Annotated in this window: 26 protein-coding genes and 1 other RNA gene; 12 read left to right on the forward strand and 15 right to left on the reverse strand. The window is 61.7% G+C overall.

The window, feature by feature from the left end:
- Window positions 1-17 precede the first annotated feature (17 nt).
- From AB4O23_RS05325 to AB4O23_RS05340, 4 genes are all read right to left on the reverse strand, one after another.
- Window positions 18-1,136 (reverse strand): ABC transporter permease, encoded by a 1,119-nt coding sequence (locus AB4O23_RS05325; RefSeq protein WP_017530870.1) that lies wholly within the window; start codon window positions 1,134-1,136, stop codon window positions 18-20.
- Complete coding sequence (rbbA, locus tag AB4O23_RS05330; protein WP_065879282.1) at window positions 1,136-3,859, reverse strand: ribosome-associated ATPase/putative transporter RbbA; 2,724 nt, start codon at window positions 3,857-3,859, stop codon at window positions 1,136-1,138. The genes AB4O23_RS05325 and rbbA overlap by 1 nt, the downstream gene beginning before the upstream one ends.
- Complete coding sequence (locus tag AB4O23_RS05335; RefSeq protein ID WP_026067501.1) at window positions 3,856-4,821, reverse strand: HlyD family secretion protein; 966 nt, start codon at window positions 4,819-4,821, stop codon at window positions 3,856-3,858. Before AB4O23_RS05335 ends, rbbA begins: the two co-directional genes overlap by 4 nt.
- A 69-nt stretch (window positions 4,822-4,890) precedes the next feature.
- Window positions 4,891-5,340: an EVE domain-containing protein gene (locus AB4O23_RS05340; RefSeq protein ID WP_017530873.1), complete on the reverse strand. Its 450-nt coding sequence runs from the start codon at window positions 5,338-5,340 to the stop codon at window positions 4,891-4,893.
- Window positions 5,341-5,535: 195 nt separating this feature from the next.
- Between AB4O23_RS05340 and AB4O23_RS05345 the strand changes: the two genes are divergently transcribed.
- Window positions 5,536-5,685 carry a hypothetical protein gene (locus tag AB4O23_RS05345; protein WP_017253679.1) on the forward strand — a complete coding sequence of 50 codons (150 nt, stop codon included), beginning with the start codon at window positions 5,536-5,538 and terminating at the stop codon, window positions 5,683-5,685.
- Window positions 5,686-5,692: 7 nt separating this feature from the next.
- On the opposite strand, the gene AB4O23_RS05350 is transcribed toward AB4O23_RS05345, so the two are convergent.
- The 4 genes from AB4O23_RS05350 to AB4O23_RS05365 form a co-directional block, all read right to left on the reverse strand.
- Window positions 5,693-6,322 (reverse strand): 5-formyltetrahydrofolate cyclo-ligase, encoded by a 630-nt coding sequence (locus tag AB4O23_RS05350; RefSeq protein ID WP_460150409.1) that lies wholly within the window; start codon window positions 6,320-6,322, stop codon window positions 5,693-5,695.
- A 58-nt stretch (window positions 6,323-6,380) separates the two neighbouring features.
- Window positions 6,381-6,559: non-coding RNA, 6S RNA (gene ssrS / locus AB4O23_RS05355), on the reverse strand.
- 30 nt (window positions 6,560-6,589) lie between these two features.
- Window positions 6,590-6,907, reverse strand: coding sequence for a cell division protein ZapA (locus AB4O23_RS05360; RefSeq protein ID WP_017530875.1), 318 nt, complete (start codon window positions 6,905-6,907; stop codon window positions 6,590-6,592).
- A complete protein-coding gene (locus AB4O23_RS05365) occupies window positions 6,904-7,113 on the reverse strand; it encodes a TIGR02449 family protein (RefSeq protein WP_007982902.1) in 210 nt (69 codons plus the stop codon). The genes AB4O23_RS05360 and AB4O23_RS05365 overlap by 4 nt, the downstream gene beginning before the upstream one ends.
- Before the next feature lie 139 nt (window positions 7,114-7,252).
- On the opposite strand from AB4O23_RS05365, the gene AB4O23_RS05370 reads away from it, so the two are divergent.
- The 9 genes from AB4O23_RS05370 to gcvH all read left to right on the forward strand — a co-directional run bounded on the left by AB4O23_RS05370 (window position 7,253) and on the right by gcvH (window position 16,599).
- The gene (locus AB4O23_RS05370; RefSeq protein WP_015886444.1) at window positions 7,253-7,810 is read left to right on the forward strand and encodes a YecA/YgfB family protein; all 558 of its coding nucleotides are present in this window, start codon (window positions 7,253-7,255) and stop codon (window positions 7,808-7,810) included.
- Window positions 7,811-7,830: 20 nt separating this feature from the next.
- Window positions 7,831-9,153 (forward strand): Xaa-Pro aminopeptidase, encoded by a 1,323-nt coding sequence (pepP, locus tag AB4O23_RS05375; RefSeq protein WP_017530877.1) that lies wholly within the window; start codon window positions 7,831-7,833, stop codon window positions 9,151-9,153.
- On the forward strand, window positions 9,150-10,337 hold the full coding sequence (gene ubiH, locus AB4O23_RS05380) for a 2-octaprenyl-6-methoxyphenyl hydroxylase (RefSeq protein WP_460062531.1): 1,188 nt from the start codon (window positions 9,150-9,152) through the stop codon (window positions 10,335-10,337). The genes pepP and ubiH overlap by 4 nt, the downstream gene beginning before the upstream one ends.
- Window positions 10,330-10,815, forward strand: coding sequence for a DUF4442 domain-containing protein (locus AB4O23_RS05385; protein ID WP_017530879.1), 486 nt, complete (start codon window positions 10,330-10,332; stop codon window positions 10,813-10,815). The genes ubiH and AB4O23_RS05385 overlap by 8 nt, the downstream gene beginning before the upstream one ends.
- Before the next feature lie 9 nt (window positions 10,816-10,824).
- Complete coding sequence (locus AB4O23_RS05390; RefSeq protein WP_175404223.1) at window positions 10,825-12,042, forward strand: 2-octaprenyl-3-methyl-6-methoxy-1,4-benzoquinol hydroxylase; 1,218 nt, start codon at window positions 10,825-10,827, stop codon at window positions 12,040-12,042.
- A 95-nt stretch (window positions 12,043-12,137) separates the two neighbouring features.
- The gene (locus AB4O23_RS05395; protein ID WP_116078121.1) at window positions 12,138-13,145 is read left to right on the forward strand and encodes an extracellular solute-binding protein; all 1,008 of its coding nucleotides are present in this window, start codon (window positions 12,138-12,140) and stop codon (window positions 13,143-13,145) included.
- A 163-nt stretch (window positions 13,146-13,308) separates the two neighbouring features.
- Complete coding sequence (locus AB4O23_RS05400; RefSeq protein WP_065879286.1) at window positions 13,309-14,925, forward strand: ABC transporter permease; 1,617 nt, start codon at window positions 13,309-13,311, stop codon at window positions 14,923-14,925.
- 156 nt (window positions 14,926-15,081) lie between these two features.
- Window positions 15,082-16,164 (forward strand): glycine cleavage system aminomethyltransferase GcvT, encoded by a 1,083-nt coding sequence (gene gcvT, locus AB4O23_RS05405; RefSeq protein WP_135196210.1) that lies wholly within the window; start codon window positions 15,082-15,084, stop codon window positions 16,162-16,164.
- A gap of 51 nt (window positions 16,165-16,215) precedes the next feature.
- Complete coding sequence (gene gcvH / locus AB4O23_RS05410; RefSeq protein WP_460062536.1) at window positions 16,216-16,599, forward strand: glycine cleavage system protein GcvH; 384 nt, start codon at window positions 16,216-16,218, stop codon at window positions 16,597-16,599.
- Window positions 16,600-16,725: 126 nt separating this feature from the next.
- Here gcvH and AB4O23_RS05415 read toward each other — a convergent pair whose 3' ends face one another.
- The 6 genes from AB4O23_RS05415 to AB4O23_RS05440 form a co-directional block, all read right to left on the reverse strand.
- Window positions 16,726-17,868, reverse strand: a complete 1,143-nt coding sequence (locus AB4O23_RS05415; RefSeq protein WP_068933704.1) for a DegT/DnrJ/EryC1/StrS family aminotransferase — start codon at window positions 17,866-17,868, stop codon at window positions 16,726-16,728.
- 163 nt (window positions 17,869-18,031) lie between these two features.
- Entirely contained in the window at window positions 18,032-18,346 is a 315-nt protein-coding gene (locus AB4O23_RS05420; protein WP_003176799.1) for a DUF2388 domain-containing protein, read from the reverse strand.
- Between the two features lie 69 nt (window positions 18,347-18,415).
- Window positions 18,416-18,862, reverse strand: coding sequence for an NfeD family protein (locus tag AB4O23_RS05425; RefSeq protein WP_017530886.1), 447 nt, complete (start codon window positions 18,860-18,862; stop codon window positions 18,416-18,418).
- 10 nt (window positions 18,863-18,872) lie between these two features.
- Window positions 18,873-19,793 (reverse strand): SPFH domain-containing protein, encoded by a 921-nt coding sequence (locus AB4O23_RS05430; RefSeq protein ID WP_003176797.1) that lies wholly within the window; start codon window positions 19,791-19,793, stop codon window positions 18,873-18,875.
- Between the two features lie 77 nt (window positions 19,794-19,870).
- Window positions 19,871-21,550, reverse strand: coding sequence for a GspE/PulE family protein (locus AB4O23_RS05435; protein WP_267863759.1), 1,680 nt, complete (start codon window positions 21,548-21,550; stop codon window positions 19,871-19,873).
- 83 nt (window positions 21,551-21,633) lie between these two features.
- Window positions 21,634-21,972, reverse strand: a complete 339-nt coding sequence (locus tag AB4O23_RS05440; protein WP_065879290.1) for a hypothetical protein — start codon at window positions 21,970-21,972, stop codon at window positions 21,634-21,636.
- Between the two features lie 127 nt (window positions 21,973-22,099).
- Here AB4O23_RS05440 and AB4O23_RS05445 point away from each other — a divergent pair, with 127 nt between their 5' ends.
- Window positions 22,100-22,570, forward strand: coding sequence for an Lrp/AsnC family transcriptional regulator (locus AB4O23_RS05445; protein ID WP_116078127.1), 471 nt, complete (start codon window positions 22,100-22,102; stop codon window positions 22,568-22,570).
- Window positions 22,571-22,634: 64 nt separating this feature from the next.
- On the opposite strand, the gene AB4O23_RS05450 is transcribed toward AB4O23_RS05445, so the two are convergent.
- A complete protein-coding gene (locus tag AB4O23_RS05450) occupies window positions 22,635-24,002 on the reverse strand; it encodes a CYTH domain-containing protein (protein WP_017530890.1) in 1,368 nt (455 codons plus the stop codon).
- A gap of 158 nt (window positions 24,003-24,160) precedes the next feature.
- On the opposite strand from AB4O23_RS05450, the gene argE reads away from it, so the two are divergent.
- A complete protein-coding gene (argE, locus tag AB4O23_RS05455; RefSeq protein ID WP_267863758.1) occupies window positions 24,161-25,309 on the forward strand; it encodes an acetylornithine deacetylase in 1,149 nt (382 codons plus the stop codon).
- Window positions 25,310-25,435: the final 126 nt, after the last annotated feature.

Consider the following 25,435-nt stretch of genomic DNA (forward strand, 5'->3'; position numbering starts at 1 on the left):
ACCAGGTGTTTACCCGATCAGGACGCCAGGCTTTTGCGGAACCTGGCCAGTGCCACGGCAAAAAACAGCAAGCCAATCGCGGCCAGCGCCAGCAAATCCGGCCACACCACGCTGACGCCCGCATCCCGGAACAGAATCGCCGCGCTCAGGCTCACAAAATGCGTCGACGGCGAGCCCTGCATCACCCACTGCAACCATTCGGGCATGCTGTCCAGCGGCGTACTGCCGCCGGAGAGCAGCAGCATGGGGATGATCACCGGGATCGCCAGCAAGCCGAATTGCGGCGTCGAGCGGGCGAGGGTGGCGAGGAAGATCCCCAAGGCGGTGCTGGCAAACAGATACAGCGCGGTCACCAGCAAAAACAGGCTCAGCGACCCGGCCAGCGGCACGCCAAGCAAACCTTTGACCACCACCTCCAGCGACACCCAGGTGCACAGCACCACCACCAGCATGTTGCTCCAGATTTTTGCCAGCATGATTTCCAGCGCGGTCAGCGGTAGCACCAGCAGGTGATCGAGAGTGCCGTGTTCGCGCTCACGCAACAGTGCGGTGCCGGTGAGTACGATGGCGAGGATGGTGATGTTGTTGACGATCTGGATCACCGCCAGGAACCAGCCGCCTTCCAGGTTGGTATTGAATAACGCGCGGGTGGTCAGCCGTGCCGGGGACTGCCTGGCGGCGTCGGCCTGGCCGCTGTAGTCAAGCCACTCGCGCTGGAAGATGCGCCCGATGTAGCCGGCGCCCATGAAGGCCTGGCTCATGGCCGTGGCATCCACGTTCACCTGCACGCCCGGCTCGCGGCCTGCCAGTAGGTCGGCCTGGAAGTTGGCCGGCACATTGACCACAAAGGTGTACTGGCCACTGTCCATCACCTTGTCCAATTGGTCATAGGCCAGGGGCACCGGTGGGTGGAATTCCGGCGGTTGCAGGGCCTCGGCCATCTGTCGTGAGAGCGCGCTGTGATCCTCATCGACAAACGCCACGCTGGCGTTGTGCACGCCAATCACTGAGCCGGCGGCGGGCATGTAGATGGCGACGGTGAAGGCGTAGAACAGAAACAGCAGCAGCACGCTGTCGTGGCGCAGGCTGGTGAGTTCCTTGATCCCCAGGCGCAGGATGTGCGTGAACTTATGCATCACACCTCCTGCTTCTTGAGCATGACCAGACTCAGCCCGGTGAACCCGACGAAAAACCCGAACAGCGCCAGGCACTGCGGCCACAGTTGGCGCAGGTCCAGGGCCTTGGTAAAGGTACCCACCGCGATATCCAGGAAGTGCCCGGCCGGAAACAGCGTGCCCATCAGCGCGGCCGCGCCCTCCAGCGAGGAGCGCGGCACGATCAGCCCGGAAAACTGGATGGTCGGCAGGCTGGTGATGATCATGGTGCCGAGGATGGCCGCGATCTGCGTGCGGGTGAACGCGGAAATCAGCAGGCCCATGCTGGTGGTGGCCAACACATAGAGCAGGCCGCCAAACGCAAGCGTCAGGCCGCTGCCCTTGAATGGCACACCCAATAGCCACCGGTTCATCGCCACCAGCAGCGCCAGGTTGACCAGGCTCACGGCCAGGTACGGCGCTTGTTTGCCCAGCAGGAATTCCAGGCGCGTCAGCGGCGTGGCGTAAAAGTTGGTGATCGAGCCCAGTTCTTTCTCGCGCACGATGCCCAAGGCGGTGAGCATCGCCGGGATAAACGCCAGGATCAGCGCCATCACGCCGGGGCCGATGGCGTTCACACTGACCACGTCCTGGTTATAGCGAAAGCGGGTCTGCAGCTTGGCGCCGGTTTGGGTGCTGCGCGGCAGGCTGCTCAGTTCGGCCAGTTGCTGCAGGTTGCTCTGATGCACGGCTTCTACATAGTTGCGGCTGGTTTCTGCGCGAAACGGCATGCCACCGTCGAGCCAGGCGGCGACCGTGGGTTGGCGCCCGGCATAAAGGTCGCGGCCAAACCCCGGCGGGATCTCCAGGGCCAGTTTGATTTCCGAGCGCTGCAGGCGCCGGTGTAATTCTTTGGCGTCTTGGATGGGCGCTTGCTCGGCGAAGTAGCGCGAGCTGCGAAAGGCCTCCAGGTAGGCGCGGCTCTGCGGAGTCTGGTCTTGGTCGTAGACGGCGAAGGCGAGGTTTTCCACGTCCAGGGAAATGCCGTAGCCGAAGATCACCATCATGAACATCGCCCCGAGCAGGGCGAAGGCCATGCGCACTTTGTCGCGCAGCAACTCTTTGCCTTCGCGGCTGGCCACAGCCAGTAGTCGAGACAGGCGCAAGCCGTGTTTGCTGATGGGCGGTGGGCCTGTTTCGCTGACGGTGTCGGCTGGCGCCGTGGGTTTGGGGCCGGGTTCGCCTTGAGCCTGTTCCAGGCACGTCACGAACGCGGCTTCCAAGGTGTCGCCATGGAACTGCCGCTGCAAGGCATCAGGGGTATCGCAGGCCAGTACCTTGCCCGCATGCATCAACGAGATGCGGTCGCAGCGCTGGGCTTCGTTCATGAAATGGGTGGACAGGAAAATGGTCACCCCTTGCTCGCGCGACAATTGGACCAGCAGCCGCCAGAAATCATCCCGCGCCGCTGGGTCGACACCCGATGTGGGCTCATCAAGGATCAGCACTTCCGGGCGATGCAGCACGGCGACCGCCAGGGACAGGCGTTGGCGCAAGCCCAGGGGCAATTCGCTGGAGGGTTGCTCGGCCACCGCGCCAAGGTCAAAACGCTGGATCAATTCATCAATGCGCGGGCCGCTGTCGGCCTTGGGCAGGTCGAACAGTTGCGCGTGCAATATCAGGTTCTGGCGCACGCTGAGTTCGCCATACAGCGAGAAACTCTGTGACATGAAGCCCACGCGTTTACGGGTGGCCAGGTCCTTGGCGTTCACTGGGTTGCCCAGCAGCGTCGCACGGCCTTCGGTGGCGGGCATCAGCCCGGTGAGGACTTTCATGGTGGTGGTCTTGCCGCAGCCGTTGGAACCGAGGAAACCGAAAATCTCACCCCGGCCGATGGCAAAGCTGACCTTGTTCACCGCCGTAAAATCACCGAAACGCAGCGTCAAGTCATGCGCTTGGATAGCGATATCGCTGCTGGCGCCTACGCGCGGCGGTATCACCAATGGCTGGTTGCCATGCGCGCTGTCGCCCTGAAAGTGGGTGAAGGCTTCGTCCAGTTTGCCGCTGGGCGTCACTGCCGCCAGTTCGTGGCTGAGGCCGTCGGCGATCAGTTTGCCGCGGTCGAGCATCAGGCAATGTTCGAACTGCTCGGCTTCCTCCATGTAGGCCGTGGCCACCAGCAGTGTCAGTTGCGGGCGCCCACTGCGTACGGTGTCGACCAACTCCCAGAAGCGACGACGCGACAGCGGGTCGACGCCGGTGGTGGGTTCGTCGAGGATCAGCAAGTCCGGGTCGTGGATCAGCGCGCAGCACAGGCCGAGTTTTTGCTTCATGCCGCCCGAGAGTTTGCCCGCCGGGCGCTCGGCAAAGCGCGCCAGGTCGGTGGCCAGCAGCAGGTTGTGCATGCGCTGGTTGCAGTCGGCTGTAGACAAGCCGAACAGGGTGGCGAAGAAGCGGATGTTCTCGCTGATCGACAATTCGGGATACAGGTTGCCGCCCAGGCCCTGAGGCATAAAAGCAATGCGCGGGTAAAGGTTGTTGCGGTGTCGTCGGTCGTCAATGGCGCCGCCGAGCACCTCCAGTTGCCCTGTCTGAAGCTTTTTGACCCCGGCGATCAGCCCCAGCAGGGTTGATTTGCCCGCCCCGTCCGGGCCGATCAGCCCGCAGCGTGTGCCGGCGGGCAGGCTGAACGCGATGTCGAGCAGCGCCTGTTGTTGGCCGTAACGGTGCTGGATGCCCGTGGCGTGCAGCGCCAGGCCGGTCATTGCAGGTTGGCCGGCCAATCGATGTCGGCGGTGCGCACGTAGCCGGCACCCGGCATGCCGGGCTTGGCCTGGGGTACGGCGCTGGGTTGGGTCAGGCGCAGTTTGACGCGAAATACCAGTTTTTGGCGTTCATCGCGGGTTTCCACTTCCTTGGGGGTGAATTGCGATTTGGCGGCGACAAAACTGATTTTCGCCGGCAGCGGCTGGTCGGGCAGGGCATCGAGCAGAATCCGCGCGTCACTGCCGACGGTCAGGCGGCCCGTGACGGAGGCGGGCAGGTAAAGGTTCATGTACTGATCATTTGGGTCGATGAGCAGCAACACGCGTCCACCCGCGCCGAGCACTTCGCCGGGTTCGGCCAGGCGCAGCTGGATAACGCCGTCGATGGGCGCGCGCAGGCTGCTGTCGTCGATTTCACTGGTGAGCTGGGCGACCTGGGCCTGGGCGGCACCGATGGCGGCCTTGACCGAATTGACCTGGGCTTGGGCAGCGATCACGGCGGCGTTGCCGGTGTTTTGGCGCGCTTGCTGCTGGTCGATCAATTGGCTGCTGGCGAAGCCGCGCTTGTACAGCTCTTGGGTGCGCTTGAGTTCCTGGCTGGCCAGCAGTTGTTCGCTTTGGCGCAGTTGCACATTGGCTTGGGCGGCGGAGAAGTTTTCCTTGGCGCGCAGCACTTCGGCTTCGGCCTGGGCGCGTTGGGCCTCCAGGGTGCGGGTGTCCATGCGCGCAAGCAGTTGGCCCTTGAGTACCTTGTCGCCTTCATCCACCCGCACGTCGGCCAGACGCCCGGGGATCTTGGCAGCGATCTGCACTTCGGTCGATTCCAGACGGCCATTGCCCATGCTCAGGCCAGGGGGCAGGCGGTCCTGGATGGAACGCCAATAACCAAAGCCGCCGGCGCCCAGCAACAGGGCGATCAAGGCGATGGCGAAAACGCGGGAGGTGTGATGGTTCGTCGACATGGCGGCTTCCTGCGGCATTAGCGTCCTAGTTTGAGCGGTTTGCCCCGAGCAGGGCTTGATGCCGGTCAGCTAAAGCAGGTTGATCACGGCGGCCCATTGCTCGGGCGTCACGGCCATCACCGACAGCCGGCTGCCTTTTTGCACCAGGGGCAACTCGGCGAGGGCGGTTTGCTGTTTCAGGTAACCCAGGCCCAGCACTCGGGGAAACGTCTGGACATGCGCGACGGTGATCGCGCTCCAGGGGTTTTTCTGCGCGGTGGCCTTGGCGTCGAAATAATGGCTGTCCGGCTCCAGCGCGGTTGGGTCCGGGTAGGCTGCCTTGACGATTTTGCCGATGCCGGCAATACCCGGCTCAGGGCAGCTGGAATGGTAGAAGAAGAACTCGTCACCCACGGCCATGGCCCGTAGAAAGTTGCGCGCCTGGTAATTGCGCACCCCATCCCAGCGGGCTTCGCCGAGGGTTTCCAAGCCGTTGATAGAGAGTTCCTCGGGCTCGGATTTCATCAGCCAGTAGGCCATTTTTGGGCTCCTGAAAAAGGCAGTGGGCAAGTTGTCTGGCAATTTGATGACAAACCGACAGTCGGTTGGCGTCAAGGTTTGCGTGTTGGTTCACGTTATCGCAGAATGCCGGGATTTTAAGCTTGACGCAGCTGCAACGGACTACTTTGGAACGTTGTTGTCATCGTGTACGAGGTGCCTGAAGGGGGGCAATCGATGCAACGTAAACCGGATTTACTATGGATTTTGGTGATTTTGTTTGGTCTGGGCGTCGTGACCACCGGGTATGCGCAAAGCTTGTGGTCGAACAAGACCGATGCACCGGTGGAGCTGACTCAACAGCAGTCGCAACCGTTCAAGCGTTAACCCTTACTCAAGACGCCGCTGCTTCCAGCGGCGTTTGTGCCACATACCACCGCTTATCGGTGACGGTGCCCGCCAGCGGCACATCCCAACTGGCCTGTGCCAATCGATTGACCTTCTGACATTCATGGGCCAGGCCCAATAGCGTCGGCTTGCGCCAGCGTTGACGGCGCGCCAGGTAGGCCAGGCTGCGGTCATAGAAACCGCCGCCCATGCCCAGGCGCCCACCGCTTTCATCGAACCCCACCAATGGCAGCAATACCAAGTCGAGCGCCCATACCTGGCGTTGGCATTTGGCATTGCCCCGTGGTTCCAGAATGCGAAAGCGATTGGGCAGCAGCTTTTCCCCAGGCCGCACGCGCTGGAACACCATCTTGGTTCGCGGCCAGGCGCTCAGTACCGGCAGATAGGTAGCCTTGCCTCGGCGCTGGGCGGCACCCAGCAACAGGCGCGGATCGATTTCACCGTCCGTCGGCAGATACAGGGAAATATGCTTGGCCCGGCGAAACAGCGGGTGCTGTGCCAGTTGCCGATACAGGTCATGGGCGGCCTTGCGCTGCTCGCTCGGCGTGAGGGCGCGGCGGGCCTTGCGCAACATGCGTCGAAGGTGCGGACGTGAAAGCGGCGCAGGTTCGGTCATGGGGTTTGGGCTCATAAAACAATGCCAGTCCGGAGACTGGCATTGAGTTTGGGAATTCAGGCTCCCCGACAGAGCCGCTGTCGACTTAGCCCTTGAACCCGAAAGTTCAAGGTGGAAGATGCAGTAGGCTTTAAGGCTTTCCGTCTAGCGGACATGCACACCAGCCCAACGTGCAACTTCCAGGGTAGTGCGAATCGGCTCAGGGACATCGCCGACTGGCAAACACGCCAGGGAGTGGGGCGAGTATACCTTAAACACCGGCAGCAATCAGCCCTTGGGTGCGTCCGAATCGCTGGACAGCACCAGATCCACGCGTTCAAGCAGGTCACGCACTTGCTCGCGGGTCGAACCGTTGGCCTGTACATCCGGGCGTTCCTGCTTATGCAGCAGGTCGTGGGTAATGTTCAGCGCGGCCATCACGGCAATACGGTCGGCGCCGATCACTTTGCCGCTGCTGCGGATCTCACGCATCTTGCCATCCAGGTAGCGGGCGGCGCTCACCAGGTTGTTACGCTCTTCCTGGGGGCAGATGATCGAATATTCTTTGTCGAGAATCTGCACGGTGACGCTATTGCTTGAACTCATGAGTCTTGCTCCAGGGCCTTCAGGCGCGAAATCATCGATTCGACCTTACGCCGGGCGATTTCGTTTTTTTCAATGAGGTGAGCGCGTTCCTCGCGCCAGGTCTTTTCCTGAGCTAATAGGAGTCCGTTTTGACTCTTAAGTTGCTCGACCCGAGTAATTAGCAATTCGAGTCTGGCCATCAGCGCTTGCAGGTCGGTGTCTTCCATTGGGTTCCACTGGATTTTGTCTGATGAATGGCAACTGCAGGATAAACGATCTGACGCCCTCGATAGTCTTGGTACGTCTGCCGGTGCTAGGATACAGCGCTCCATTCTAGACATTGCGCCGTCTGGCGCCTAGCTCACCATGCCCATTCAGAACTCCCCGTACGATGCTTTTTCCAAACTGCTGAGCACCAGCGGCCATCCATGCTCGCCTGCCGAACTGCACGGCGTGTTGTTGGGCCGCAGTTGCACCGGTGTCGGCTTCGATGCCGACAACTGGCTGGCCGATGTGGCCGAGCTGCTGGAAACCGAACCGACCGACAACGTGCGTAACGCGCTGATCGGCCTGCAAGAGATGGTCAAGGGCGAGCTGACCGGTGATGACGTCACCGTGGTCTTGCTGCTGCCGACCGACGACGCGCCGCTCACCGAACGCGCCGCCGCACTGGGCCAATGGTGCCAGGGCTTCCTCCATGGTTTCGGCGTGAACGCCGGCGGCCTGGAGCTGAGCACCGACGCCAAGGAAGTGCTGCAGGACCTGGCCGCTATCTCCCAAGTGCAAGATGCCCTGGAAGAGTCCGAAGACGGTGAAGGCGACTACATGGAAGTCATGGAATACCTGCGCGTCGCACCCTTGCTGCTGTTCACCGAGACCAAGAAGTCCGCTGAGCCTGCCGCACCCAAGCCTTCGCTGCACTGAGAAAGGAAGCCCATCTGCCCATGATCCATATCCCCAAAGCGGAATACACCCGGCGCCGCAAGGCGCTCATGGCGCAGATGGAACCCAACAGCATCGCGATCCTGCCGGCCGCCGCCGTGGCGATCCGCAACCGCGATGTCGAGCATGTGTACCGCCAGGACAGCGACTTCCAGTACCTGAGCGGCTTCCCCGAACCGGAAGCGGTGATCGTGCTGATGCCCGGGCGCCAGCATGGCGAGTACGTGCTTTTCTGCCGTGAACGCAACGCCGAACGCGAACTGTGGGATGGCCTGCGCGCCGGTACCGAAGGCGCTATCCGCGATTTTGGCGCTGACGATGCCTTCCCCATCACCGATATCGACGACATCCTGCCCGGCCTGATCGAAGGCCGCGACCGGGTGTACTCGGCCATGGGCAGCAACGCCGAATTCGATCGCCACCTCATGGAGTGGATCAACGTGATCCGCTCCAAGGCCCACCTGGGGGCGCAACCGCCGAACGAATTCGTTGCCCTGGATCATCTGCTGCACGACATGCGCCTGTATAAATCGGCGGCGGAAGTGAAAGTGATGCGCGAGGCCGCGCGGATTTCCTGTGCGGCCCACGTCAAGGCGATGCAGGCCAGCCGCGCCGGTTTGCATGAGTTCAGCCTGGAAGCCGAGCTGGATTACGAATTCCGCAAGGGCGGCGCGAAAATGCCCGCCTATGGCTCCATCGTCGCCGCCGGGCGCAACAGCTGCATCCTGCACTACCAACAGAATGACGCACCGCTCAAGGACGGCGACCTGGTGCTGATCGACGCCGGTTGCGAGATCGACTGCTACGCCAGCGACATCACCCGCACCTGGCCGGTCAATGGCAAGTTTTCACCTGAACAGAAAGCGATCTACGAGATTGTGCTGGCCTCGCAAGAGGCCGCCTTCATGCAGATCGCACCGAACAAACACTGGAACCAGGCCCATGAGGCGACGGTGCAGGTCATCACCGCCGGGTTGGTGAAGCTGGGGTTGCTGCAGGGGGACGTCGACCAACTGATCGCCGACGAAGCCTACAAACCCTTCTACATGCACCGCGCCGGCCACTGGCTGGGCATGGATGTACACGATGTGGGCGAATACAAAGTGGGCGGCGAATGGCGCGTGTTGGAAGCCGGTATGGCACTCACCGTGGAGCCGGGCATCTATATTTCTGCGGACAACCAGAACGTGGCAAAGAAATGGCGGGGCATTGGCGTGCGCATCGAGGATGACGTGGTAGTGACCAAGCAAGGCTGTGAAATCCTGACCGGCGGCGTGCCCAAGACCGTCGCCGAGATCGAAGCCCTGATGGCGGCTGCACGATGAGCCGGGTCAACCTGGCGATCATCGGCGGCGGCCTGGTGGGCGCCAGCCTGGCGCTGGCGTTGCAGGCCGGGGCCAAGGCCCGGGGCTGGAAGATTGTGCTGATCGAACCGTTCGCACCGGGTGACAGCTACCAACCCAGCTACGACGCACGCTCGTCGGCGTTGTCGTTTGGCGCCCGCCAGATTTATCAGCGCCTGGGTGTGTGGCAGGCTATGTCCCCGCGCGCCGAGCCGATCAAGCAAATTCACGTATCGGACAAAGGCCGCTTCTCCACCGCGCGCTTGTCCGCCATGGAGGAGGGCGTGCCGGCGCTGGGCTATGTGGTAGAAAACGCCTGGCTCGGCCAGTGCCTGTGGCAAGGCCTGGACAAAGACGTGGTGAGTTGGCGCTGCCCGGCGGAAGTCGCGCGCATGGAGCCGCTGCCCGATGGCTATCGCCTGACCCTCAACGATGAAACCGTACTCGAATGCGACCTTGCGGTACTCGCCGATGGCGGCCGCTCCGGCTTGCGCGAGCAATTGGGTATCGGCGTGAAAACCCGGCCGTACAACCAAAGCGCGCTGATCGCCAACATCACCCCAAGCGAGTCCCACAACGGCGAAGCCTTCGAGCGCTTTACCGATGAAGGCCCGATGGCCTTGCTGCCGCTGCCGGACAACCGCTGCGCGCTGGTCTGGACCCGCATCGGCATGGACGCCCAGCGCCTGGCGGCCCTCGACGAGCGCAGTTTCCTGAATGAATTGCAGGGCGTGTTCGGTTACCGCCTGGGCACGTTGAAACAAGTCGGCGCGCGACATCTGTATCCGCTGACCTTGGTAGAAGCCGAAGAGCAAGTACGCTCGCACCTGGCGATCCTCGGCAATGCCGCCCACAGCCTGCACCCGATTGCCGGGCAGGGGTTCAACCTGTCCCTGCGCGATGCGAACGCTTTGGCCGAAGCCCTGCTGGCCGGGCCGGCGGTGCCGGGCGACCTGGCCACATTGCAGGCTTATCGCGAGCGCCAACGCCTGGACCAGAAGTTGACCGTGGGTTTCTCCGACCAAGTCACGCGCCTGTTCGGCAGCGCGCAACCGTTGGTGGCATTGGGTCGCAATATGGGCCTGCTGGGCCTGGACCTGTTGCCGCCGGCCAAGCGCTGGTTCGCCCGTCAGGCCATGGGCCTGGGTACGCGTCCCGATGCTTAAGTGGCTGATCGAACGGCTGGGCAAGGCGCGGCTGTTGCGCTGGGTCATGACCCTGTACCCGCCGTACCTGGGGGCCGGGGTCAGCGTGCAGCACATGAGCGCTGATTTTCGTCACGTCAAAGTGCGCATGGGCCTGGGCTGGTACAACCGTAATTACGTCGGCACGCAGTTCGGCGGCAGCCTGTACTCGATGGTCGACCCGTTCTACATGCTGATGCTGATGGAGAACCTGGGCCGCGACTACATCGTGTGGGACAAGGCCGCGAGCATCGACTTTATTTCTCCGGGCAAAGGCCCGGTGTACGCCGAATTTTTTATCGACGATGCGTTGTTGGATGAAGTGCGTCGGCAGACCGAAGGCGGCGAGAGGTATTTGCCGCACCTCAAGGTCCAGATTCATGACGGCGCCGGCACGCTGGTGGCGCGTGTCGACAAAACCCTTTACGTGCGGCGCAAGCCGCCAGCGAGACAGGCTTAAAGCATGGACATGCGCGCAGATGTGCTGATTGTCGGGGCCGGAATGGTCGGAAGCGCCCTGGCGCTGGCGTTGCAGGGCAGCGGCCTGCAGGTGCTGCTGCTCGACGGCAGCCCGCTGAGTGTCAAACCGTTCGACCGGGATGCGGCCTTCGAACCCCGTGTGAGCGCCTTGTCGGCGGCCAGCCAGCGCATCCTCGAACGCCTTGGCGTATGGGAAGGCATCGTCTCGCGTCGCGCCAGCCCTTATGGCGAGATGCAAGTGTGGGACGGCAGCGGCACCGGGCAGATCCACTTCTCGGCGGCCAGCGTACACGCCGAAGTACTCGGGCATATCGTCGAAAACCGCGTGGTACAGGACGCCTTGCTTGACCGCCTGCACGACTGCGACCTGGGTTTGCTGGCCAATGCGCGGCTGGAGCAAATGCGTCGCTCCGGCGATGACTGGCTGCTGACCCTGGCCGATGGCCGTACCTTGCGCGCGCCGCTGGTGGTCGCCGCCGACGGCGCCAACTCCGCTGTGCGCCGCCTCACCGGTACGGCGACCCGTGAATGGGACTACCTGCATAACGCCATCGTCACCAGCGTGCGCAGCAGCCAGCCGCACCAGCGCACCGCCTGGCAACGCTTTACCGATACCGGCCCGCTGGCGTTTTTGCCGCTGGAACGGGACGGGCAAGAGGATTGGTGTTCGATCGTCTGGTCGACCACGCCGGCTGAATCCGAACGCCTGATGGCGTTGGATGACCCAAGCTTCTGTCGTGAACTGGAGCGCGCTTTTGAAGGGCGCCTGGGTACGGTCGTCAATGCCGACCCACGGGTTTGCGTGCCGTTGCGTCAACGTCACGCCAAACGCTACGTGGCCGAGGGGCTGGCATTGATCGGCGATGCGGCTCATGTGATCCACCCGTTGGCTGGGCAGGGCGTGAACCTGGGTTTCCTTGATGCGGCGGTGCTGGCCGAAGTGTTGTTGTCGGCGACCGAACGCGCTGAGCGTCTGGCGGATGTGAAAGTGCTGAGCCGTTACGAACGCAGGCGTATGCCCCACAACCTGGCGCTGATGGCGGCGATGGAAGGTTTCGAGCGGTTGTTCCAGGCCGATCAACTGCCGTTGCGCTGGCTGCGCAATGCCGGCTTGAAGATGGTCGACCAGATGCCCGAAGCCAAGGCGGTGTTTGTGCGCCAAGCCTTGGGCTTGACCGGCGATCTGCCGGAACTCGCCAAGCCCTGAGGGGTTTGTGCAACATCTGGTAACGCCTCCGTTGAGCGTTACCAAATGTGAGTCCTTATCATTTGCTCTCTTTTTGCAAATGAGAGACCGCACCCATGTTGGCACCCAAGCGCCTCCTGACTGTCCTGGCACTCACCCTCATCGGCAGCACCAGCGCCGTGCAGGCAGCCGACGAGGTGGTGGTCTACTCCTCGCGCATCGACGAGTTGATCAAGCCGGTGTTTGACGCCTACACCCAGAAGACCGGTGTGCAGGTGAAGTTCATCACCGACAAGGAAGCCCCGTTGATGCAACGCATCAAGGCCGAGGGCGAAAACGCTACCGCCGACCTGCTGCTGACCGTGGATGCCGGCAACCTCTGGCAAGCCGAGCAGATGGGCATCCTGCAACCGTTCACCTCCCCGGTGATCGACAAAAACATCCCCTTGCAATACCGCTCATCCGCTCACGCCTGGACGGGTTTGAGCCTGCGCGCGCGGACCATCGCCTATTCCACCGCCCGGGTAAAGCCGGAAGACCTGACGACCTACGAAGCCCTGGCCGACAAGCAATGGGAAGGTCGCCTGTGCCTGCGCACTGCCAAGAAGGTCTACAACCAATCGCTGACCGCCACCCTGATCGAAACCCACGGCGCGGCCAAGACCGAAGCAATCGTCAAGGGCTGGGTGAATAACCTGTCCACTGACGTGTTCTCCGATGACATCGCCGTGCTGGAAGCCATCAACGCCGGGCAATGCGACGTGGGCATCGTCAATACCTACTACTACGGTCGTTTGCACAAGCAGAAGCCGGACCTGGCGGTGAAGCTGTTCTGGCCGAACCAGGGCGACCGTGGCGTGCATGTGAACCTGTCGGGCATCGGCCTGACCAAGCACGCGCCACACCCGCAAGCGGCCAAGGCGCTGGTGGAATGGATGACCACGCCTGAAGCACAACAGATTTTTGCCGACGTGAACCAGGAGTTCCCGGCCAACCCGGCAGTGCCGCCTTCGGCCGAAGTGGCCACGTGGGGCAAGTTCGTCGCGGACACCTTGCCGGTGGAAGTGGCGGGTAAGCGCCAGGCCGAGGCGATTCGGTTGATGGATCGGGCGGGCTGGAACTGAATACAATCTGCAGGACGCCGCAGTTCTGAATGTGGGAGGGGGCTTGCTCCCGATGGTGGTGGATCAGTCACTGATGAGTAGACTGACACTCCGCCATCGGGAGCAAGCCCCCTCCCACATTGGAGTGTGGTGTTTTTCGAGTTTATTTACTGAGAGCTGACCCTTGGCCCACCCCGCCCAACGCCGCTGGTACCTGCCGGTGTTCACCGTCGCCGCCCTGGTGCTGCTGCCGCTGAGCGTGCTGTTGCTGTCCTGGCAAAGCATCGACCTACAGATCTGGTCCCACCTCTGGGAAACCCAGATGCCACGCCTGTTGGGCAATACCCTGACGTTGGTGGTGGGCGTCGGCATAGGGGTAACGCTGCTGGGTGTCAGCCTGGCCTGGCTGACCAGCCTTTGCGAATTCCCCGGGCGGCGGTGGCTTGACTGGGCGTTGATGCTGCCGTTCGCCATCCCGGCGTATGTGCTGGCCTTCGTATTCGTAGGCCTGCTGGACTTTTCCGGCCCGGTGCAAACCCTGCTACGCGAGTGGTTCGGCACGGGCTTGCGCCTGCCACGCGTGCGGTCCACCAGTGGCGTGATCATTGTGCTGGTGTTGGTTTTTTACCCTTACGTTTACCTGCTGGCGCGTAGTGCATTCCTGGCCCAGGGCAAAGGCTTGATGGAAGCCGCGCGCGTGCTGGGGCAATCGCCGTGGCAAGCGTTCTGGCGTGTGGCCCTGCCCATCGCGCGGCCGGCGATTGGCGCCGGGGTCGCCCTGGCGTTGATGGAAACCCTGGCAGATTTCGGCGCAGTCTCGGTGTTCAACTTCGACACCTTCACCACCGCCATCTACAAGACCTGGTACGGCTTTTTCAGCCTGTCCAGCGCGGCGCAACTGGCTAGCCTGTTGCTACTGGTGGTGATGCTGGTGCTGTACGGCGAACGCCGTGCCCGTGGGGCCAGTCGGCCCGGCAATGAGCGGCCACGGGGCAAGGCGTTGTACCACCTGACGGGGTTCAAGGCGGCAGCGGCCAGCATGTGGTGTGGCCTGGTGTTCGCGTGTGCCTTTGTGATTCCCGTGCTGCAACTGATCGCCTGGTTCTGGCAGCGCGGCCGCTTCGATCTGGATGAGCGTTATTCGGGCCTGATCATCCATACCCTTTACCTGGGCGGCATCGCGGCGCTGATCACGGTGAGCGTGGCGCTGATGCTGGCGTTTGCCAATCGACTGGCGCCGACCCGGGCGATCCGTTCCGGTACCGGCCTGGCCAACGTCGGCTACGCCTTGCCGGGCTCGGTGCTGGCGGTGTCGATCATGCTGGCGTTCAGCTATTTGGACCGCGAAGTGGTGGTGCCGCTGTCGGGTTGGCTGGGCGGCGCGGGCAAGCCGTTGCTGCTGGGCAGCCTGTCGGCGCTGGTGCTGGCGTATCTGGTGCGTTTCCTGGCGGTGGCCTACGGGCCGCTGGAAAACAGCCTGGCACGTATCCGTCCATCGTTGCCCGAGGCGGCACGCAGTCTGGGCGTGAGTGGCCCGCGACTGTTTTGCAAAGTGTATCTGCCGCTCTTGCTCCCCGGCACCTTGAGCGCCGCGCTGCTGGTGTTTGTCGATGTGCTCAAGGAAATGCCCGCCACCCTGCTGATGCGCCCGTTTGGCTGGGACACCCTGGCGGTGCGCATCTTTGAAATGACCAGCGAAGGCGAGTGGGCGCGGGCTTCTTTGCCGGCGCTGACATTGGTGTTGGTCGGCCTGTTACCGGTCATCGGGCTCATTCGACGCTCCGCCCGCTCCATCAGTTAGGTGTCAGTCCTACGGCTTGCGGCTACAATGCGCGGCATTCGGTGCGCTCCGTCTTTCGGATCGCGTTGTTGTTTGTGGCTGTAGCCCTTGTAATTCAAGGGGTTCAGCCGGTACAGCGACGCTGCGCACCCTCGCCACGCCCGGAAGGAGAAACCCATGGGACAGCGTACGCCTCTGTATGACCTGCATCTCGCCCTTGGCGCGAAAATGGTCGATTTTGGCGGTTGGGATATGCCTCTGCACTACGGCTCGCAAGTTGAAGAACACCACCAGGTTCGACGCGACTGCGGGGTGTTCGACGTATCTCATATGACCGTGATCGATGTCACAGGCCCCCAGGCCAAGGAATGGCTCCAGCACCTGCTGGCCAATGACGTTGACCGTTTGCATGGCAGCGGCCGTGCGTTATACAGCGCCATGCTCAACGAGAGGGGCGGCGTGGTGGACGACATGATCGTATATCGCACCGAGGCCGCTTACCGACTGGTGGTCAACGCCGCCACCCGCGACCAGGACATGGCCTGGATGCAGGCCCAACTGGGCAGCTACGACGTGCAGATGCATGAGCGGCCCGAACTGGCCATGCTGGCCATTCAAGGCCCCCATGCCCGGCAGAAGATTGCCGAGCTGGTCACCCAGTCGCGCAGCAGCCTGATTCACCAGCTCAAGCCCTTTGAAGGCCAGGCCGATGGCGACTGGTTTATCGCTCGCACGGGGTATACCGGCGAAGACGGCTTGGAGATTGTCCTGCCTGCCGATCAGGCCCCCGGTTTTTTCAACGATCTGGTGGGCGCCGGTATTTCACCTATCGGCCTGGGCGCACGGGACACGCTGCGCCTGGAGGCTGGCATGAACCTGTACGGCCAGGACATCCACCAGGATGTTTCGCCCCTGGCGGCCAACATGGCCTGGAGCATCGCCTGGGAGCCGGCTGGGCGTAATTTCATCGGCCGCGCTGCGTTGGAAGCAGAGCTGGCGGTGGGGGTGCAGTTCAAATTGGTCGGGCTGGTGCTGGAAGAACGCGGGGTTTTACGCGCTCACCAGGTGGTTCGTATCGCCAATGTTGGCGAAGGGGAGATCACCAGTGGTAGTTTCTCTCCTACGCTGAGCAAATCCATTGCCCTGGCGCGTGTACCGACGGCGACTGCCGATCGGGCCGAAGTGGAAATCCGCGGCAAGTGGTACCCGGTTCGGGTAGTCAAACCGACCTTTGTGCGCCATGGCAAAACCTTGATCTAACTATTTCCGGCAGGCCGAAGGCCGCTGACATTTTTCTTGAGGACACAGACTATGAGCAATATCCCGGCCGACCTGCGTTTCGCCGAGAGTCATGAATGGGCCCGTCTGGAAGCTGACGGCACCGTGACCGTCGGGATTTCCGACCATGCCCAGGAAGCGTTGGGGGATGTGGTATTTGTTGAGTTGACCGAAGTCGGCGCCACGTTCGAGGCTCAAGGCCAGGCAGGCGTGGTTGAGTCGGTGAAGGCCGCTTCGGATATCTACTCGCCAATTGCTGGCGAAGTGATTGCGGTTAACGACGCGTTGAGTGGTGAGCCTGAACTGTTGAACACCGACCCTTACGGCACCTGGATCTTCAAACTCAAGCCAAGCAACCCGGCTGACCTGGAAAAACTGCTGGATGCTGCCGGCTACAAAGCGGCCATCGGCGAATAAACGCAAGACCCGTGTGGAAGGGGGCTTGCTCCCGATGACGGAGTGTCAGTTCACTGATCAGTAACTGATCCACCGCCATCGGGAGCAAGCCCCCTCCTACATTCAGCCGAGGTCAGCCGTGATTGTTCAGTTTGCGCTCAGGACTGCTTTTACCGCCGCCACCGACCGTTCCACATCTGCCTCCGTCATTGCGGTAAACATCGGCAACGACACAATCAAACGCCCCACTTTCTCCGCCACCGGGAACATCCCTTCCTTGAACCCCTGTGCCCGATACAGGCTCAGCAGGTGGATCGGCGGGTAGTGATAGCCAATGCCGACACCGTGGGCCTGCATCTGCTCCATAAACGTAGCGCGAGCGGGCAGGCCATCCTGACGCTCCGGCAGCACCAGCTGGAACAGATGCCAGTTGCTGTTTTCGAAATCCGCCGGCGGCAGTTGCGCGCCGTATTTCTCTTCAAAGTCGCTGCCGAAACACTTGAAGTAATGCCGCGCCAGGTTCTGTCGGTGCGCGGTGATCTTCTCGATATGCGCGAATTGCCCCAACCCAATGGCGGCGGCGATATCGGTCATATTGAACTTGCCACCCAGTACATCCACATCCAGGCCATCGAAGCCGCTGCGGGTCACGCCTTGCAGACGGTACTTTTCTGCCAGGCGCGCCTCCTCGGCGTTATTCAATACCAGGCACCCGCCCTCGGAGGAGGTGATGTTCTTGTTGGCCTGGAAGCTGAATGACACGAAATCCCCGGTGGCGCCGATGCGCTCGCCATCCCAGCTGGAGCCCAGGGCTTGGGCTGCGTCTTCGACGATACGCAGGTTGTACTTGTTGGCCAGTGCGTAAAGCATCGGCATATCCAGGGGCAGGCCGGCCAGGTACACCGGGATAATCGCCTTGGTGCGCGGGGTGATCGCGGCTTCGACCTGGGCCAGGTCAATATTGCGGGTCACCGGGTCGATATCGGCAAACACCGGTGTGGCGCCCACCTCCAGAATCACATTGGCCGTGGCCACCCAAGAGATCGGCGTGGTAATGACTTCATCCCCAGGCCCGATACCGGCGATACGCAGGGCAATCTCCATGGTGCAGGTGCCCGAGTTGAACGTACGCACCGGTCGACCGCCAAAATACTCCGACAACTGCGCCTCGAACGCCTGCACTTTTGGCCCGCTGGTAATCCAGCCGGAGCGCAATACATCGCCAACCGCCGAGATGGTGGCTTCATCGATGGTAGGTTTGGAGAATGGCAGAAAGGGCTGTTGGCTCATAACGACGAAGGCGTCCGTTCAGATTGGCGATGAGTGAGGGGCTTATCAGTGCAGGCATGGTTGCACGGCATGACTGAATATAGCCTGTCGCCTGTGAATGAATCGTCACTTCGCGGGCAAAAAAATGCCGCTTCACAGCGGCATTTTTTTCAGCGTATGGCTATCACTCGGTGACAGCGTTCTTCGCGAGGATGGCGTTGGCCAACTCCATATCCGTGGCTTGCAGGCCAGGGTTGTCGGCGCGCACTTTTTGCATGGCGGCTTCCAGGTACGGGCCGCGGATGCCGCCGTCGCTGGCAACAAAGCTGCCTGCGTCGTCTTGTGCGGCAACCACCAGCTTGTGGTCCTTGAAGGTCAAGTACGTCGAGCCAGTGGTGGCGCCCGACGAGATGACATTCCGCCAGAAACTGTCGGCCATGGCTGAACCGACAGGAAGGGAAAGCACAGCGAGGGTTGCGACAGCATATTTGAGACGCATGATGGGTGACTCCGGTGGGGTTATCTGTGGGTTTTGATTGTAGATAGCCCGGTCGAGTTCCATCACTGACTAAACAGTTTCAACCTTTAAGATCACTCCGTCCTGGCCAACTACGCGCACTTGAGTACCTACCGGGGTGTCGGGGCCGGTCACCATCCACACGCCATCACCGACTTTCACCTTGCCGCGCCCGTCCACAATTGCCTGGTGCACCATGAAGGTGCGACCCACCAGTTCCGAGCCGCGTTCATTCAGCCCAGGCTGGTCACTGGCCTTGGCGCTGCTGCGTTGGCGTTTCCACCAATACACGGCCGTCAATATCGACAATACGGCGAACAACAGCAGTTGCCATTCCAGGCCGAGGGGCGGCACCAGGAACTTGATCACCCCCACGGCCGCCGCCGCGATACCCATCCACAACAGGTAACCACCGGCGCCGAATACCTCAAGAATCAACAGCACCGTGCCCAGTGCCAACCAATCCCAAAATGACAGGTGCTGCAGGAAATCCCACATGGTGCTGGCCTCAGCCTTTCTTGTTATCGAACGTTGCCTTGACGATCTCGCCGATACCGCCGACCGCACCGATCACTTGGCTGGCTTCCAGCGGCATCAGGATGACCTTGCTGTTATTGGCCGAAGCCAGCTTGCCCAGGGCGTCGATGTATTTTTGCGCAACGAAGTAGTTGACCGCCTGCACGTTGCCCGATGCGATGGCTTCAGATACCACCTGGGTTGCGCGTGCTTCCGCCTCGGCCTGACGCTCGCGGGCTTCGGATTCAAGAAACGCCGCCTGGCGGCTACCCTCAGCCTCAAGGATCTGCGCCTGTTTCTTGCCTTCGGCGGTAAGGATCGCAGATGCTCGCAGGCCCTCGGCCTCGAGGATTTGCGCCCGCTTGATGCGCTCCGCTTTCATCTGGCCGGACATGGCAGCCATCAGGTCGGCAGGCGGGCTGATGTCCTTGATCTCGATACGGGTGATCTTGATACCCCACGGCGCGGTGGCTTCATCCACGGTTCTCAGCAGTTTTTCGTTGATACCGTCACGCTGGCTGAGCATGGCATCCAGCTCCATGGAGCCGAGTACCGTGCGGATATTGGTCTGCAACAGGTTGCGGATGGCGTGTTCGAGGTTGTTGACCTCGTAGGCGGCCTGGGCCGTATTGACCACCTGAAAGAAGCACACGGCGTCGATCTGCACGGTAGCGTTGTCGGCGGTGATCACTTCCTGGGGCGGGATGTCCAGCACGCTTTCCATCACGTTGATCTTGCGACCGATACGGTCCATGACCGGGATGATGATGTTCAGGCCAGGTTTCAGCGTGTTGGTATAGCGGCCAAAACGCTCGACCGTCCATTGATAGCCCTGGGGCACTACCTTGAAGCCCATGAACAGGATGGCGATGGCCAAGCCCACGAAAAGAAGCAGTACGGTTCCGATCTGCATAGCGATTCCCTATCTGATGGTGTCAGTGAAACGACGTTCGGCCGATTGTAACGGTGTTGTCACTGAGAAGAACGGTTTCAAAGCGCTGCAATCAAAGGATTTGTTACCGACCCCCCCGGCGTCACCCGCAAGACCTCCGCCAGGGTGGTCAGCCCCGCGTTTACTTTGCCCATGCCGGCCATGCGCAGGTCACACATGCCGTGGGCGATGGCAGCCTGACGCAAGGCCTGCACGTCGGTACCCGCTGTGATCAGCGGCTTGAGTGTGTCGTCCAGCACCATGATTTCGTAGACCCCGGCTCGGCCCCGATACCCGCTGTTTCGGCACTCGGTGCACCCCACGGCCTCGTACACCTCGCCCGCCGCCTGTTTACAGTGAGGGCACAACACACGCACCAGTCGCTGCGCCATGACCCCCAGCAAGGTGGCCTTGATCAAATAATGAGCAATGCCCAGTTCCTGCAAGCGGCTGATGGCGCTGGGTGCATCGTTGGTGTGCAGCGTCGACAGCACCAGATGCCCGGTCAGGGCGGCCTGGATCGCCATCTCCGCGGTTTCCTGGTCGCGTATCTCGCCGATCATGATGATGTCCGGATCCTGGCGCAGCAGGGCGCGGATGCCACTGGCAAAGGTCAGGTCTATGTTGTGCTGCACCTGCATTTGGTTGAACGCCGGTTCGACCATTTCGATGGGGTCTTCCACCGTGCACAGGTTGATCTCGCGGGTCGCCAGTTGCTTGAGCGTGGTGTAGAGGGTGCTGGTCTTGCCCGAGCCGGTAGGGCCGGTGACCAGGATGATGCCGTTGGCCTGGCGGGTCATGGCGTGCCAGCGCTGCTGGTCTTCACTGGACAGGCCCAACTGGTCGAAGTCTTTGAGCAGTACCTGCGGGTCGAAGATCCGCATTACCAGTTTTTCGCCAAAGGCGGTGGGCAGGGTCGACAGGCGCAACTCCACTTCCGCTCCCGCCGGGCTTTTGGTCTTGACCCGGCCATCCTGGGGTTTGCGTTTTTCCGCCACGTTCATGCGGCCCAGGCTTTTCAGGCGGCTGACTACCGCCATCGTCACCTGCGGCGGGAATTGATAGACGTCGTGCAGCAACCCGTCAATGCGAAAGCGCACCCGGCCCTGCTCGCGGCACGGTTCGATATGGATATCGCTGGCGCGCTGGGCGAAGGCGTACTGCAACAGCCAGTCGACGATGTTGACGATATGCGCGTCGTTGGCGTCCGGCTCCTGGTCGCTGGCGCCGAGGTTGAGCAGGTCGAAGTTGCCGGGCACCGGCACTTTTTGATCCGCGCCGCTGACGGACTTCGCCAAGCGATAAAACTCGCCGATACAGCGCTGGATCGCCTGGGGGTTGGCCACTACGCGTTTGATCGAGCGCTTGAGCACCTGCGCCAGCCCGGCTTCCCAGCCGGTCACGTGGGGCTGGGCGCTGGCCACGGTGAGGGTGTGTGTGTCCACCGCTATGGCAAGGATCCCGTGACGCTGGGCAAACCCGTGGGACATCAGCGGGACTACCGCGGCCACGTCGATGTTCAGCGGGTCAATGCGCAGATAAGGTTGCCCTGCATGCCGGGCCAGCCACTGCGTGAGGGTTTCCAGGCACGGGCCATGGGCGGCGATGCACTCCAGTGGATGCAGGGTGCTGTCGGCCGGCAGCGCCGATACGCGCCTAGCGATGTCGGGTGTAATCAGCCCTGCCTCGACCAGGGCCGGCAGTAACGCATGCAGTTCCAATCGCTGATCAACAGCCATGAAGGTCTTCCTGGGTAGCCTCGGATGTAAACCCAGGCTAGCCAGCCCCCGACAATCCTCCTCCGGCCATGTATTACAGACTTTTACTGCGCGGCCGCCAACAGCGCTTGAGCCCCCACGGCATCAGCCGGCCACAGGTGTAGCGTGCACACGCTGATCAGGTTTCGAATCTTTTCACCGATCACCTGAGCCCTATGCCAGCTCAGGCCGTCCATCACGATATCGACATTCAGCAGGCCGTCTGCACGGGTCACGGTGACCTGGCTGGGCGTCAAAAACTGCAAGGCAAAAAAGTTGAGTATCCGACACAGCACGTCAGGCTCGGCCTCGGCGACGATCTGGTAGTGCGCCTGGCAGTGGGCGGTGTGGGTGGCCCACGCATCAACGCGGGTGACAGGCTGGGTGGTTTCGACGGCGTGCATGCGGGCTCTCCAGATTCGACTGGAGAAATTTTTACATTCGCTGCGGGAGATTTCTTATCTAAAGTGAGCCTTAATTGGGTTTAATTGAGTTAATCAATTCAAGATAGTCACCATCAAAGGTATTTTTATGCACAGCGAGTTGGACGCCTACGACCGTCGCATCCTGGCCTTGCTGCAAGAGGACGCTTCGCTCTCCAGTGCGCAGATCGCCGAACAGGTCGGCCTGTCCCAGTCACCGTGCTGGCGACGTATCCAGCGGCTCAAGGAGGAGGGCGTGATTCGCCGCCAGGTCACCTTGCTGGACCGCAAGAAAATTGGCCTCAACACGCAGATTTTCGCCGAGGTCAAACTCAACGCCCACGGTCGATCCAACTTCACCGAGTTCACCGAGGCAATTCGCGGCTTTCCGGAAGTGTTGGAGTGCTATGTGCTGATGGGGGCGGTGGATTTTCTGCTGCGCATCGTGGCGTCGGACATCGAGGCGTACGAGCGGTTTTTCTTCGATAAGTTATCGATGGTGCCGGGGATCCAAGAGGTCAACTCGATTGTGGCGTTGTCCGAGATCAAATCCACCACCAGCCTGCCAATATTGCGCTGACAGGCAGGGCCTCATCGGGGCAAGCCCCCACATTTATGTAGGAGGGGCTTGCCCCGATGGGATATCACAGGCGCAGAAGGGTCTTCCAGGCACGGTTCTGATACACCGCAATCGCCTGATGCATGCGCGCATCCAGCGACTCATCGGTGATCGGCTGGTTGGCCAGTTGCACCAACTTGTTCAGCTCGCCATACAAACGGTCCAGTTCCGGGATGTCTACCACCTGACGCGCATGATGCAGCCAGGCCTGGATGCGCTCGATACGCGGCAGTTGTTCAGCCAGGTCTTCCGGTTGTTGCTGGTAGCGCGGCAGTTGCAGGGCGACGGCGTCGTCGGCCAGCAGGCGCGGCAGCCAATTGGTGATTTGCGCGGCGCCCTGGCGGTTGCCGCGCACGTTGCGCTCGGCAGTCCAACTGCGGGCGAGCAGCCAGCGCGAGGTGTTCAGTGAGAACAGGCCCCAGCGCACGTCCTGCAGCTCTTCGGCGAACTGCTCAGGCGCGGCTTTGCGGATGTCTTCGTCGTCATCACCGGCCTGTACCAGCGGGCGCCAGTCTTCCAGCAAGGCATCCAGTGCGCTGCGCAGTTCGCTGGTGGATTGGCGCGGGGCGGCCTGGCCGAGGCTGCCGATCAGGGCGCGTAATTCACCGAGGTTGTCGACCCAGTCTTGCAGCAGGCGCCAGTGGCCATTGAAACGGTATTGCTCGGCCAGGCGCTGACTGCTGCCCAACAGGTGCCACATGATCGCGGCGAAGGCGTCGTCCAATGGCATTTCGGCCTGGATCTGCGGCGCCGGCAGGCTCAGGGAGTAGCTGCCTGCGTCGTACAGGCGGTAGCCGCGCTCGGCCTTGCTGATATCGCACGGCATCAACGCCAGGGTCGCGGCCAATTCGGCGGCCAGTTCCAGCAGGGCGGCGGGTTCGCCTTCACGCAGTTCCAGCTCCAACTCGCAGATCTCTTCCTTCTGCTTGCCGACCACCACGTGGCCCAGGTCCAGGGCGGCTTCGATGACCACTTTGGTCTTGCCACGGCCCCAGGCGATTTCGGCGCGTTCGCGCACGAAGTCGGTGGTGAAGATCGGCTTGAGGGACTTTTTATCCAGCTCGGCCAGTTGCTCGGGCCAGCATTCGCCGTCGAGTTTCTTCACGTCGAGCTTGGCTTTGGGCAGGTCCCAGTTGTACTCGTTGCGTTCCGACAAACCGGCAACACTTTGGCCGCGGGTCTTGAGGGTCTGGATGATCTCGTCACCGTCCTTGCGCAAACGCAGGGCGACTTTGGCCTGGGCCAGGTCGCGCTCGGGGGTGTCGAAATACTGGTTCATCAACTCACGGCGTTCCCAGCCACTTTTGTTGCGTTTTTTCAGTAACGGGTGCTCACGCAGCGCGGCGAGTGTTTCGCGGCTGACGCGGAGTTTGATTTCGGTTTCTTTCTGCATGGCCGGAAAATCCAGGATCGGGAGCGCAGCCGGGGAAAAAGGTGGCTGCCAAGATCGTGCAGTGTACAGGACTGAGCCCGGCAACGTGCCGCAACGGTTTATTGTGTCCAGCGGATGGTTCTATAGTGGGGCTCATCCGGGAAGTTGGGAGACCGCGCATGCCATTACCCTCCATGAAAGAGCAATTCGCCGCGCTGATTGCCGCGCCTTCGGTCAGTTGTACCCAAGCGTCTCTCGACCAGACCAACCGCCCGGTGATCGATTTGCTCGCCGGTTGGCTGGGCGATCTGGGGTTTGCCATCGACATCCAGCAGGTCAGTCCCGGCAAATTCAACCTACTGGCAAGTTTCGGCAGTGGTCCTGGCGGCCTGGTGCTGGCGGGCCACAGCGATACGGTGCCCTATGACGCAGCCCTGTGGAAAACCGACCCGCTCAAGCTGACGGAAGTCGATGGTCGCTGGGTAGGATTGGGCAGTTGTGACATGAAGGGCTTTTTCGCCCTGGCGATTGAAGCGGTGTTGCCGTTGCTGGACCAGCCGTTCAAGCAGCCGTTGCTGATTCTCGCCACCTGCGATGAAGAAAGCTCCATGTCCGGTGCTCGGGCCTTGGCCGACGCTGGACGCCCGCTGGGCCGCGCGGCGGTGATCGGCGAACCGACCGGGCTCAAGCCGATCCGCCTGCACAAAGGTGTGATGATGGAGCGCATCGACATCCTTGGCCAAAGCGGCCATTCCTCTGACCCGAGCCTGGGCCATAGCGCCCTTGAGGCCATGCATGATGCCATCGGCGAACTGCGCGGCCTGCGCCTGGCCTGGCAACGTGAATATCGCAACCCGCAATTCAGCGTGCCGCAGCCGACCCTGAACTTCGGCTGTATCCATGGTGGCGATAACCCCAATCGCATCTGCGGCCAGTGTTCCCTGGAATTCGACCTGCGGCCCTTGCCGGGCATGGACCCGCGGATGCTGCGCGCCGCCATCCGGCAGAAGCTCGAACCCCTGGCCGAGCGCCATAAGGTCAAGATCGACTATGCGCCGCTGTTCCCCGAAGTGCCGCCGTTCGAACAACCTGAAGACGCCGAACTGGTACGGGTGGCGGAACGTTTGACCGGTCATCGTGCCGAAGCAGTAGCGTTCGGGACCGAAGCGCCTTATCTTCAGCGCCTTGGTTGTGAAACCCTGGTATTGGGCCCTGGCGATATCGCTTGTGCTCACCAGCCGGGCGAGTACCTCGAAATGTCACGCTTGACGCCTACAGTGCGTCTATTGCGGGAGCTGATCGAGCATTACTGCTTGAAACCCGCATAAATTAACCCCGGTCTGTTCGTACATAAAAGGAGAGTGAGCGTGTCGCCAAGCCTGTTCCGACGATAACCATCAGCCCGCTGTGCGCTTTCACGGTTCATCCTTTTTTGGCTGCTTTTTATTACAGGC

Source organism: Pseudomonas sp. H2_A10 (genome assembly GCF_054680085.1).

Bases quoted from the DNA above. Each gene is read 5' to 3' on its own strand.
- AB4O23_RS05325 (WP_017530870.1), bottom strand. From the start codon at position 1,136: ATGCATAAGTTCACGCACATCCTGCGCCTGGGGATCAAGGAACTCACC.
- rbbA (WP_065879282.1), bottom strand. From the start codon at position 3,859: ATGACCGGCCTGGCGCTGCACGCCACGGGCATCCAGCACCGTTACGGC.
- AB4O23_RS05335 (WP_026067501.1), bottom strand. From the start codon at position 4,821: ATGTCGACGAACCATCACACCTCCCGCGTTTTCGCCATCGCCTTGATC.
- AB4O23_RS05340 (WP_017530873.1), bottom strand. From the start codon at position 5,340: ATGGCCTACTGGCTGATGAAATCCGAGCCCGAGGAACTCTCTATCAAC.
- AB4O23_RS05345 (WP_017253679.1), top strand. From the start codon at position 5,536: ATGCAACGTAAACCGGATTTACTATGGATTTTGGTGATTTTGTTTGGT.
- AB4O23_RS05350 (WP_460150409.1), bottom strand. From the start codon at position 6,322: ATGACCGAACCTGCGCCGCTTTCACGTCCGCACCTTCGACGCATGTTG.
- AB4O23_RS05360 (WP_017530875.1), bottom strand. From the start codon at position 6,907: ATGAGTTCAAGCAATAGCGTCACCGTGCAGATTCTCGACAAAGAATAT.
- AB4O23_RS05365 (WP_007982902.1), bottom strand. From the start codon at position 7,113: ATGGAAGACACCGACCTGCAAGCGCTGATGGCCAGACTCGAATTGCTA.
- AB4O23_RS05370 (WP_015886444.1), top strand. From the start codon at position 7,253: ATGCCCATTCAGAACTCCCCGTACGATGCTTTTTCCAAACTGCTGAGC.
- pepP (WP_017530877.1), top strand. From the start codon at position 7,831: ATGATCCATATCCCCAAAGCGGAATACACCCGGCGCCGCAAGGCGCTC.
- ubiH (WP_460062531.1), top strand. From the start codon at position 9,150: ATGAGCCGGGTCAACCTGGCGATCATCGGCGGCGGCCTGGTGGGCGCC.
- AB4O23_RS05385 (WP_017530879.1), top strand. From the start codon at position 10,330: ATGCTTAAGTGGCTGATCGAACGGCTGGGCAAGGCGCGGCTGTTGCGC.
- AB4O23_RS05390 (WP_175404223.1), top strand. From the start codon at position 10,825: ATGCGCGCAGATGTGCTGATTGTCGGGGCCGGAATGGTCGGAAGCGCC.
- AB4O23_RS05395 (WP_116078121.1), top strand. From the start codon at position 12,138: ATGTTGGCACCCAAGCGCCTCCTGACTGTCCTGGCACTCACCCTCATC.
- gcvT (WP_135196210.1), top strand. From the start codon at position 15,082: ATGGGACAGCGTACGCCTCTGTATGACCTGCATCTCGCCCTTGGCGCG.
- gcvH (WP_460062536.1), top strand. From the start codon at position 16,216: ATGAGCAATATCCCGGCCGACCTGCGTTTCGCCGAGAGTCATGAATGG.
- AB4O23_RS05415 (WP_068933704.1), bottom strand. From the start codon at position 17,868: ATGAGCCAACAGCCCTTTCTGCCATTCTCCAAACCTACCATCGATGAA.
- AB4O23_RS05420 (WP_003176799.1), bottom strand. From the start codon at position 18,346: ATGCGTCTCAAATATGCTGTCGCAACCCTCGCTGTGCTTTCCCTTCCT.
- AB4O23_RS05425 (WP_017530886.1), bottom strand. From the start codon at position 18,862: ATGTGGGATTTCCTGCAGCACCTGTCATTTTGGGATTGGTTGGCACTG.
- AB4O23_RS05430 (WP_003176797.1), bottom strand. From the start codon at position 19,793: ATGCAGATCGGAACCGTACTGCTTCTTTTCGTGGGCTTGGCCATCGCC.
- AB4O23_RS05435 (WP_267863759.1), bottom strand. From the start codon at position 21,550: ATGGCTGTTGATCAGCGATTGGAACTGCATGCGTTACTGCCGGCCCTG.
- AB4O23_RS05440 (WP_065879290.1), bottom strand. From the start codon at position 21,972: ATGCACGCCGTCGAAACCACCCAGCCTGTCACCCGCGTTGATGCGTGG.
- AB4O23_RS05445 (WP_116078127.1), top strand. From the start codon at position 22,100: ATGCACAGCGAGTTGGACGCCTACGACCGTCGCATCCTGGCCTTGCTG.
- AB4O23_RS05450 (WP_017530890.1), bottom strand. From the start codon at position 24,002: ATGCAGAAAGAAACCGAAATCAAACTCCGCGTCAGCCGCGAAACACTC.
- argE (WP_267863758.1), top strand. From the start codon at position 24,161: ATGCCATTACCCTCCATGAAAGAGCAATTCGCCGCGCTGATTGCCGCG.